The sequence below is a fragment of the Oleiphilus sp. HI0080 genome (assembly GCF_001635135.1).
Map to the genome: position 1 here is coordinate 1 of NZ_LWFU01000745.1, position 1,334 is coordinate 1,334.

The 1,334-nt window shown below is 51.3% G+C and carries 1 protein-coding gene; it reads right to left on the reverse strand.

Going from position 1 to position 1,334, the window contains the following annotated elements; translation table 11 throughout:
* A partial coding sequence (locus A3751_RS15705; RefSeq protein WP_255376092.1) for a helicase-related protein occupies positions 1–1,334 on the reverse strand: 1,334 nt, incomplete at both ends.

The following is a 1,334-nucleotide window of genomic DNA, read 5'->3' on the forward strand; positions in this document are numbered from 1 at the left end:
ATCAAGGGATTCTTTTGTTGCAGGCTGTGCAAACGGTGTATTTCGGCATCCATATCCGCACTCAACCGTGTACGAGCTTCGTCAAGTAAGGTCGGCAGCACCGCTTCTGCACGACGTTGTGCATGAGCAAGCAACGCACCGAACTCACCCCGAATCTCTTTGAGTATCTGCAGCGCTAAAGTGCGCTTGATTCCCGAGCTCAACTCGTTGAGTTTTTCATAAGGTAAAACTTCTGATAGATCTCGCCCATCCACGTTCACAACAATACGCTGCGGCGATAGAGGCAAGTACTTGTCTAACTGCAAACTTCTTGGCGCCATGCTATTAACGGTAAAAATCGCCTCCAGGAATAAGGTCCCAGGAGGAATACCCTTCACCGAAATTTTCGCGAGTGCCGCATTGCCGAGCTCACCGCTTTGCATTTGATCCATGAGTTCCGTCACCATGGGATGCTCCCAAGTAACGAAATCCATATCTTCGCGGACCAGCGCTTTTTCACGCTGATAAGTCAGCGTCATCCCTTCATCGGTCAGACAGGGAAATTCCGTTGTTAGCATATGCTCGCCAGGGTGCAATACGAGTGAGCCATCTGATTGATGCTCTTGTTCAACACCATATAAATCGTAAACACGCTGCATGTAAGCGGCGAGTTCTTGGCTCCGTTCCTCAGACTCCAACAACTCTATCAATGCTTGCGCCTCCTCCGTTCGGCAGGAGTTCAATTCCAACAATACATTGCGGCCTTGCTGCATTTCCGCCATCAGCGCTTCTTGATGGCCGCGCACCTCGCTTATAAACTGACTTGCGCCATCAGCGTTGTAATCCGCGGCGTCCAAATACTGTTTGAGGCGATCGTCATACTGCTGTTGAATGGCATAGCCTGCCGGGCAACTCGTTTCAAACGCATTCAGCGCCTCATGGAACCAGCGATACCAGCCTTCTCGCTCCGAGCCTTTGATATATGGCACATGAATCTGAACATCGCGCAATTGGCCGATTCGATCCAAGCGCCCGATGCGCTGTTCCAGCAAATCCGGATTCTTTGGAAGATCCAGTAACACAAGGTTGCTCGCAAACTGGAAATTACGCCCTTCACTGCCAATTTCCGAACAGATCAAGGCCTGAGCACCCTCTTCTCGATCAGCGAAATACGCCGCCGCACGGTCACGTTCGATAATGCTCAAACCCTCGTAGAAGGCGCTTGTTCTAAACCCCTGACGCAGGCGCAAATACTCTTCGACAATCAGCGCACGCTCGGCGCTGGAACAAATTACGAGCACTTTTTCGGAGCGACGCTCCTCAAGGAAATCAATCAGCCAGCTCACCTCTGGGTC